This is a genomic window from Neobacillus rhizosphaerae (assembly GCF_050477885.1).
Lineage (GTDB): Bacteria > Bacillota > Bacilli > Bacillales > Cytobacillaceae > Neobacillus > Neobacillus rhizosphaerae_A.
The window spans coordinates 64848-73978 of the sequence record NZ_JBCNAC010000053.1; the positions used below are offsets into that span (position 1 = coordinate 64848).

At 39.8% G+C, this 9131-nt stretch carries 7 protein-coding genes; all 7 read right to left on the reverse strand.

The features are described from left to right. Positions 1-21: 21 nt before the first annotated feature. Positions 22-1110, reverse strand: a complete 1089-nt coding sequence (locus ABES03_RS07085; protein WP_430116366.1) for a PIN/TRAM domain-containing protein — start codon at positions 1108-1110, stop codon at positions 22-24. Between the two features lie 194 nt (positions 1111-1304). Continuing rightward, complete coding sequence (gene disA / locus ABES03_RS07090) at positions 1305-2378, reverse strand: DNA integrity scanning diadenylate cyclase DisA (RefSeq protein ID WP_430116368.1); 1074 nt, start codon at positions 2376-2378, stop codon at positions 1305-1307. A 3-nt stretch (positions 2379-2381) separates the two neighbouring features. Beyond that, positions 2382-3764 carry a DNA repair protein RadA gene (radA, locus tag ABES03_RS07095; RefSeq protein ID WP_430116369.1) on the reverse strand — a complete coding sequence of 461 codons (1383 nt, stop codon included), beginning with the start codon at positions 3762-3764 and terminating at the stop codon, positions 2382-2384. 120 nt (positions 3765-3884) lie between these two features. After that, the gene (gene clpC, locus ABES03_RS07100) at positions 3885-6326 is read right to left on the reverse strand and encodes an ATP-dependent protease ATP-binding subunit ClpC (protein WP_430116371.1); all 2442 of its coding nucleotides are present in this window, start codon (positions 6324-6326) and stop codon (positions 3885-3887) included. 17 nt (positions 6327-6343) lie between these two features. Beyond that, entirely contained in the window at positions 6344-7414 is a 1071-nt protein-coding gene (locus tag ABES03_RS07105) for a protein arginine kinase (protein WP_430116373.1), read from the reverse strand. 1 nt (position 7415) lies between these two features. Further along, positions 7416-7961 (reverse strand): UvrB/UvrC motif-containing protein, encoded by a 546-nt coding sequence (locus tag ABES03_RS07110; RefSeq protein ID WP_430116374.1) that lies wholly within the window; start codon positions 7959-7961, stop codon positions 7416-7418. 25 nt (positions 7962-7986) lie between these two features. After that, a complete protein-coding gene (locus ABES03_RS07115; RefSeq protein ID WP_430116376.1) occupies positions 7987-8448 on the reverse strand; it encodes a CtsR family transcriptional regulator in 462 nt (153 codons plus the stop codon). Positions 8449-9131 lie beyond the last annotated feature (683 nt).

Consider the following 9131-nt stretch of genomic DNA (forward strand, 5'->3'; position numbering starts at 1 on the left):
GTTCTTTAACACAGCCGTCTTTTAAAGTGCCTTTTCTAACAATTTCGGTTTGGCGAAGATCATACGGCCGGCAGAGGTTTGAAGCACACTTGTTACGAGAACTTCGATTCTCTTACCGATATATTCTCTTCCTTCTTCGACTACAATCATCGTTCCATCATCTAAATAAGCAACGCCCTGGTGATATTCCTTACCGTCCTTGATCACCTGAACTGTCAACTCTTCACCTGGAAGAACAACCGGCTTCACCGCGTTTGCTAAATCGTTGATATTTAGAACAGTAACGTTCTGTAATTCACACACTTTATTAAGATTAAAATCATTTGTAACGAGAATACCATTTGTTAATTTAGCTAGTTTCACTAGTTTTGAGTCTACTTCACTTATTTCTTCAAAATCTCCCTCGTATATTTCAACTTTAATGGCGAGTTCTTTTTGAATCCGGTTTAAAATATCCAAGCCTCTTCTACCACGGTTTCGTTTAAGAACATCGGAAGAATCAGCAATATGCTGTAATTCCTCGAGAACGAACTGAGGTATGACAATGGTCCCTTCTAAAAATCCAGTCTGGCAAATATCAGCTACCCGGCCATCAATAATGACACTTGTATCTAAGATTTTTAATGCCTTGCCAGCTGCCTTTTCTGCTTCTTCATCGCTCGCTTTTTTCTTTTGACCGCGGTTTCCAAACAGTCCTAATAACTCATCCCGTTTCTTAAAGCCTACTTGGAATCCAAGATAGCCAAACAATAAGGTTAAAAAAATAGGAGCAACTGCATTTAAGATTGGCACTTGAACAGCATTTAGAGCAAAGCCAACTAAAAAAGCAACAAATAACCCAAAAATAAGGCCCAAACTACCAAAAAGGACATCCGTTACAGGAATTTTCACTAACGAATCTTCCGCCCATTTAATAAAATTAAAGACGTAATCTACTGCCCAAAAGGTAATAAGATAAAAAATAATAGCCCCTAAAATAGCAGTAACATAAGAGTTATTAATCACTGGAATGTCATTTAAATGAAGTAGTCTGAACAATTCCGGTAATAATAAAATTCCGAGCGTACCTCCCATAATGAGGAAGCATGCCTGCACAATACGTTTTAACATTCCTTCACCTCCTCTAATTCATTATAAACATATTCTTAAAATTGAAACGTTAATTTGATGATTATTTTTCCAAAATGTAAATCGTTTGAAATATATTTGTTATGAGCAAAGGAATAATAATTACTCCCATAGGTTAGCACTGGGAAAATCCATTGTCAAACAATTGGAAATTACTTATCATTATCTATTTATCCTTATAGATGGCGATCGGTATATAAGCGATCTTTGACTAATTTAAACCCTTCTTTGATCTTTTTGGCCCGCACTTCCCCAATCCCTTCCACTTCATCTAGCTCTTCTACTGTTGCGAACATAATTTTTGATAGCTCCCCAAAGCTGCTGATCAAGTTTTCAATGATGATGGAAGGCAGTCTCGGAATTTTATGTAGGATGCGATAGCCACGTGGTTTCTTATTTTCATCCAGGTGAACATAACCAAGGTAGCCCATTAATTTTAATAAAACCGTATCCTCGATATTCCCACTGGCAGTCATTGCCTGCATTCGCTGCAAAACCTCACGTGCCTTAACATCCCGTTCAAATGCATAATCTTTAATAATCAAGAGTGTTTCTTCTTCTAATTCCATTAAAATTTCATTCATTTGCAAACGAATGAGCCGTCCTTCTGTTCCTAATTCATGCAGAAAGGATAATAGTTCATTTTTTATCTTTAATACCATTTCAAACCGGTGAAGGACAAGCAAGAAATCGTTATATGTAACCGACTCCTCAAATTCAAGAATACTTAAGTTTGTTATACTCTGCTCCAGCACTACTTTGTACTTTTCTAGTGTCTGAATCGCTTGATTCGCTTTTGTTAAGATGACGGAGATGTCTTTTAACGAATAGCGGAAATTTCCTTGGTATAGAGTAATCACATTTCTTCTTTGTGAAATGGCAATGACAAGTGATTTCGTTTGTCTAGCTACCCGTTCAGCCGTACGGTGCCGCATGCCTGTTTCGGTAGAGGATATTTCCGAATTAGGAGCAAGTTGGGCATTAGCAAAAAGAATTCTATTTCCTAATTCATTTAAAATAATAGCACCATCCATTTTTGCTAATTCATATAAAAAGCTTGGTGAAAAGGGACAATTAATCTCAAATCCGCCATCGACAATACTTTTCACCTTCTCATTGTATCCTATGACAATCAGCCCACCCGTATTTGCTCTTAGAACATTATCAATTCCCTCGCGAATAGGTGTCCCTGGTGCTATAAACTGTAACACCTCATTTATTGATTGTTCACCAAGCTTTTTATTTTCCATCTACTACCCTCCCAACGCTGCTTTGAGTGCCTCACTAACGGAAGATACCCCTATTAGTTGGACTCCCTCTGGTGCCTTCCAGCCTCCTAAATTGTTTGCAGGTAAAATTACCCGCTCAAAACCTAATTTTGCGGCTTCTTGAACCCGTTGCTCAATTCTTGAAACCCTTCTTACTTCACCCGTTAGCCCGACCTCGCCAATAATACAGTCAGTCGGTCTTGTCGGCTTATCTCTAAAACTGGAAGCAATACTAACCGCAACGGCTAAATCGATCGCAGGTTCATCTAATTTGACGCCCCCCGCAACTTTTAAATAGGCATCCTGGTTCTGCAATAGCATCCCCACTCTCTTTTCTAATACCGCCATTAACAGTGGTACCCGGTTATGGTCAATTCCCGTTGCCATTCTTCGCGGGTTTCCAAAGCTTGTTGGTGAAATTAACGCTTGTATTTCAACTAGCACCGGCCGTGTTCCTTCCATCGAGGCTACTACGGTCGAACCTGCTGCTCCACGGGAACGTTCTTCTAAGAAAATTTCCGATGGATTTTCTACTTCATCGAGGCCAAATTCCTTCATTTCAAAGATACCCATTTCATTGGTTGAGCCAAATCGATTCTTCACAGCCCTTAAAATCCGATAGGTGTGATGTCTTTCCCCTTCAAAATAAAGAACAGTATCCACCATGTGCTCTAACAGTCTAGGCCCCGCAATGGAACCTTCCTTTGTGACATGTCCCACGATAAAAATAGCAATCCCTTTGGTTTTGCCAATTCTCATTAATTCAGACGTACATTCACGAACCTGTGATACACTACCTGGTGCTGAAGTCACATCTGGATGGAAAATGGTTTGGATGGAGTCAATAATAACAAAGCTAGGATTTGTACTTTCAATGGTGCGGTTAATTTCATCAAGATTAGTCTCTGAGTATACAAGTAAGTTTCCCGATGCAATGCCTAATCGTTCCGCACGGAGCTTTGTCTGCCGTAATGACTCCTCACCAGATATGTATAATACCTGATTCCCTTTATTAGCTAACTGTGAAGATACTTGTAGCAAGAGAGTCGATTTCCCGATTCCCGGGTCTCCTCCTATTAAAACCAATGACCCCTTAACCACTCCACCGCCAAGTACACGATTCAGTTCATTTAAGTCGGTTAATATTCTCGGTTCATTTTCCATCTCTATAGATGTAATTGGCATTGGTTTGGTTAAGATATTCGAACCGCTTGACGAATGGGCAAACGCTCCTCTTCTTGTTGTACCCGTTACTTCAACCTCTTCAACCATCGAATTCCATTGTCCGCAGCCTGGACATTTTCCCATCCATTTGGGAGATTCATATCCGCACTCCTGACACATAAACTTTGTTTTTCGTTTTGCCATCGTTTTTCTTCTACCTTTCCATAAATCCCAAAAATGAAAAAAGAGGTACACGGTTTGACTTTATTCACGTGTACCTCTGCTTGATCATATCAAACTAAATTATTCAGTGATGGAGATGATCTATTTTACTAAACTAGTTTTTTCAGCCATTCTTACAACGAACTCACCATCAACTACATCAATTATAGCATGCTGACCTGTTAATAAGGTGCCTTTTAACAGCTCCTCAGAAAGGCGGTCTTCAATATGCTTTTGAATCGCTCTCCGTAACGGTCTCGCTCCATATTCAGGGTCATACCCTTCTTGAGAAATTTTCCCTCTAGCGGCAGCTGTTAATTCTAACGAAATATTTTGTTCATTTAGACGCTTAATTAATTGATCAGATAGCAATGTAACGATTTCATCTAAATGCTTCTTCTCTAACGCATGGAATACAATGATTTCATCAATCCGGTTCAAGAACTCAGGACGGAAGGCCTTCTTTAGTTCTTCCATTACTTTACCCTTCATGTCTTTGTAATCCTGCTGGCCATCCTGAATATTAAAGCCGACATATTTATTCCGCTTCAGGGCTTCCGCACCAACGTTAGATGTCATAATGAGGACTGTATTTCTGAAATCCACTGTTCTTCCTTTTGAATCTGTTAAACGGCCATCTTCAAGGACTTGAAGGAGAATATTAAACACATCTGGATGTGCCTTTTCGATCTCATCAAGTAGGATAACAGAGTATGGTTTCCGGCGGACCTTTTCAGTTAATTGACCGCCTTCCTCATAGCCGACATATCCTGGAGGTGAACCTACCAGTCTAGAGGTAGAGTGCTTCTCCATATATTCGGACATATCAATCCGGATCATCGCATCCTCGTCACCAAACATCGCCTCAGCAAGGGCACGTGCCAATTCTGTTTTACCCACTCCAGTAGGTCCAAGGAAAACAAAGGAACCAATAGGGCGTTTTGGATCTTTTAATCCGGCTCTTGCACGACGTACCGCTTTTGAAACAGCAATAACTGCTTCTTCCTGGCCAATGACTCGGGAATGCAGTAATTCCTCTAAATTAAGTAACTTAGCCGTTTCTGTTTCTGCAAGCTTAGAGACAGGTACTCCCGTCCAGCTTGAAACCACCGTTGCAATATCCTCTACTGTTACTTCATTGTTTTCTTTTCCTTGCTTTTCCTTCCAGGTCTTCTTCGTTTCTTCTAACTGTTCGCGAAGACGCTGCTCTGTATCTCTTAGTGACGCAGCCTTTTCAAACTCCTGGCTTTGTACTGCCGCATCTTTTTCCTTGCGAACTTCCTCGAGCTTGACCTCTAATTCTTTTAAATTTGGAGGTGTCGTATAGGAGCGAAGTCGTACCTTCGAACCAGCTTCATCGATTAAGTCAATTGCCTTATCAGGCAGGAATCGGTCGGAAATATAACGGTCAGAAAGCTTAACCGCTGCTTCAATCGCTTCATCCGTAATCGATACACGGTGGTGAGCCTCATATCGGTCACGCAAGCCTTGTAAAATTTGAACAGACTCTTCAGCTGTTGGCTCATCCACACGAATCGGCTGGAATCGGCGTTCTAGTGCAGCATCTTTTTCAATGTACTTTCGATATTCATCGAGCGTGGTAGCTCCGATACACTGAAGTTCACCACGTGCAAGCGATGGCTTTAAGATATTGGATGCATCAATCGCACCTTCTGCGCCTCCTGCCCCAATTAATGTGTGGAGTTCATCAATAAACAAGATGATATTTCCCGCTTGGCGGATTTCATCCATGACTTTTTTCAAACGATCTTCAAATTCTCCACGGTATTTGGTTCCAGCAACAACTGTTCCCATGTCTAGTGTCATTACACGCTTATCTCGGAGAATTTCAGGTACCTCATTGTTTACAATTTGCTGGGCAAGACCTTCAGCAATCGCTGTTTTACCCACACCTGGTTCACCAATTAATACTGGATTGTTCTTGGTCCGGCGGCTTAGAACTTCAATGACACGCTGAATTTCTTTACTGCGGCCTATAACAGGATCCAGGCTGCCTTCACGGGCAATGGAGGTTAGATCTCGAGCAAGACTATCGAGTGTTGGTGTATTAGCACTAGCAGATGCACCACCCTGATGTCCTCCAGATTCATTACTTCCTAATAATTGAAGAACCTGCTGACGTGCTTTATTTAAGCTTACACCCAAGTTATTAAGTACTCGAGCAGCTACTCCTTCTCCTTCACGAATTAACCCTAGAAGGATATGCTCTGTTCCTACATAGGAATGTCCTAGCTTACGTGCCTCATCCATCGATAATTCGATAACCTTTTTAGCTCTTGGCGTATAGTGAATCGTTTGAGAAGCTTCTTGTCCTTTGCCAATTAAATTTTCTACTTCTTTCTGAATTTTATCAGAACCTAATCCAAGACCATAAAGTGCTTTTGCAGCAATTCCTTCACCTTCTCGAACTAAACCTAACAAAATATGCTCTGTTCCAATATTGTTGTGTCCAAGGCGAATTGCTTCCTCTTGTGCTAATGCAAGAACCTTTTGTGCTCTTTCAGTAAAACGGCCGAACATCATATTCTCTTCCTCCTCACCTATTTGTGCTGTTCCATTTTAAGTCGTTCTCTAATTAAAGCTGCTCTTCTAATATCTCTTTCATGAGGTCTTAAAGGACCTCCGGCATATTGCTGGAGAAAACCTGGCTGTGTTAAAATCATTAATTCATTTAATATGGTTTTAGGCATGTTATCAATAAGGCCCATATCTATCCCAAGCCGTACATCAGATAAACACCTTGCTGCTTCCTTCGTTTCAATAATACGGCTATTCGTTAGAACTCCCAACGAGCGGAAGACTCTGTCTTCTAATTGTATGTTCGAAGTTTTCCGTAATGCTTCCCTCGCTGACCTTTCTTGTGTAATGAGTTGGCTTACAACCCCTTTTAGGTCACGGCAGATATCTACTTCTGATTTTCCAAGAGTAATTTGATTAGAGATTTGAAAAATATTTCCTAGAGCTTCACTTCCCTCACCATAAATTCCTCGTACAACCAACCCTAATTGGTTGATTGCTGGGATAATTCGATTCATTTGCTGTGTAAGGATTAACCCCGGTAAATGCATCATCACCGATGCCCGGAGGCCTGTTCCGACATTGGTAGGACAGCTTGTTAAATAACCATACTGTTCATCAAACGCATATTGAATACTACTTTCTAGCCAATCGTCTATTTCATTTGCAGCATCTAATGCTTCTGATAATTGCAAACCTGGAAACAAGCATTGAATTCGGATATGATCCTCTTCATTTATCATTATACTAACTTCTTCATTTTCGGTTAAAAGAACGGCACCATATGGTGAGTCCTCAGCAAGATGCGGACTAATTAAGTGCTTTTCTACTAGTACTCTTTTTTGTAGAGGCTGCATGCTGTCAATTTTCAATAGTTCCATCTGGCCGAACCTTTGCAAATCAGACCTTTGAAAAATTTGTCCCATATTTTCTATAATCTTTTTTGCCTCTTCATGTGAAAAAAGTGTTGGAAATTTATAGGCGTCAAAGTTTCGGGCTAAGCGAATCCGTGAACTAAGGACTATATCCGAATCAGGTCCCTCTTCACTCATCCAGGAACTAACTGCCTGATTAAGAAAACGTTCAAGCGACACGTTATTCCCCTCCCTCTTCGCTTTCAGTTAATTGTTTCTCTAATGTGCGAATTTCATCACGAATATCCGCCGCTTTCTCAAATTCTTCGTGGGAGATAGCATTCCGTAAATCATGTTTTAGTTCATCAATTTGCTTACGGAGAAAGATACTGCCGCCTATTCGTTTAGGAATTTTCCCATTATGTGTCCAGTTGCCACTATGCAACCGTCGTAATACAGGTTTTAGTTGTTCTTTAAATGTTTCATAGCAGTGCGTACATCCAAAGCGTCCAACTTTTAAAAACTGAGGAAATGTCATGGAGCAGTGTTCACATTGAAGGATTTCTTCTTGATGGAAAGGGCTTTGATTGGGTTTTTGATAAGAATCAATATTGAGCAGGCCGGCTAATAAGTTATTAAATGCAAATCCTGTTTCTCCACCAATCATAAACATTTCGCCCTTTTCCTGAGCACATTTTTCACAAAGATGCACTTCTGTTTTTTCACCATTTATGATTTTTGTAAAATGAAGTGCTGCAGGCCTTTGATTACATTCTTGGCAAATCATCTTTTCACCTCTCCAGCAGCAATAATTATTTATATTTTAATGATGTTAACATAGCTTTTAGCATTCTCGCACGCAATTCATCTCGGTATGGAAGATCAATATATAATACTGAACGATCGATTACACTTAACATTATTTTAGCTTCCCTATTCGTAATAATCTCTTCCTGAACCAGTCGTAAAATGACATCCTCTGCACTTGTTTGGCTAATGTGCATTTGAATAAGTGAGAGCAGTTGTTCAATTAAATGAGCCAAATCATGGGATTGAACCTTCACAATTCTGATGTATCCGCCCCCACCTCGCTTGCTTTCAACAATATAGCCTCTTTCTATGGTAAAACGGGTGTTTATAACGTAATTAATTTGTGATGGAACACATTGAAATTTATCAGCGATTTCACTGCGTTTAATTTCTACAAGATCTTCCTCACTCATTTCAAGGACTTGCTTTAAGTATTTTTCAATGATATCGGAGATGTTTCTCATCTTCCCACCCCCTATCTTTCTGACTTTGACTATCTTTGACTTTGATTATACTGAAAATTTTATGTAGATGCAACGATTCCCTACTAATGATTTTCCCCAAATCTCGCGGTTGCGAAACCTTGAATTGTTTAAAAAATTTCATGATTGGAGGTTTAGAACTTAGATAGTTTGGGTGGGGAGGGTGATGTTTTTGGTTGGTGTTATTATTTGAGTTTTGTGTAGTTGAGGTGAATTGAGGACGTTTTTAGTTTTTTGGTGACAACACTATCCTCGAATTTTGACTGGTTTCTTCCTTTCAAAAGACTATCTTGTCAGAATCACTGCCTTTTTTACTAAACAAAAAACCAAGCGTTTAGCCTGGCTCAAGTATCTTCCTTTCAAGTTATGTGTAGACCACCTCTCGAAGTACCTTTAAAATTGCCTTTTTTATATGATTTCCTTTCTTACTCGTCACTTTCGATGATTTACTCGTCAAATATATGATTTACTCGTCTATTATCAATTTTACTCGTCAAACTCCACACTTTACTCGTCAATAACCCCATTTTACTCGCCAGCTACTAAACTACACCCACCCCTCCATAAAATACACTCAATTATTAAGGACTGTGGCGGGACAGAATTATATACTTTCTTATCTATAAAAAAAAGACAACCCATTAAAGGTTGTCTTTTCATTTGCC

What these genes read in the sequence shown, in the direction of transcription:
- clpC (WP_430116371.1), bottom strand. Translation starts at nt 6,326, where the DNA reads ATGATGTTCGGCCGTTTTACTGAAAGAGCACAAAAGGTTCTTGCATTA.
- disA (WP_430116368.1), bottom strand. Translation starts at nt 2,378, where the DNA reads ATGGAAAATAAAAAGCTTGGTGAACAATCAATAAATGAGGTGTTACAG.
- ABES03_RS07115 (WP_430116376.1), bottom strand. Translation starts at nt 8,448, where the DNA reads ATGAGAAACATCTCCGATATCATTGAAAAATACTTAAAGCAAGTCCTT.
- ABES03_RS07110 (WP_430116374.1), bottom strand. Translation starts at nt 7,961, where the DNA reads ATGATTTGCCAAGAATGTAATCAAAGGCCTGCAGCACTTCATTTTACA.
- radA (WP_430116369.1), bottom strand. Translation starts at nt 3,764, where the DNA reads ATGGCAAAACGAAAAACAAAGTTTATGTGTCAGGAGTGCGGATATGAA.
- ABES03_RS07085 (WP_430116366.1), bottom strand. Translation starts at nt 1,110, where the DNA reads ATGTTAAAACGTATTGTGCAGGCATGCTTCCTCATTATGGGAGGTACG.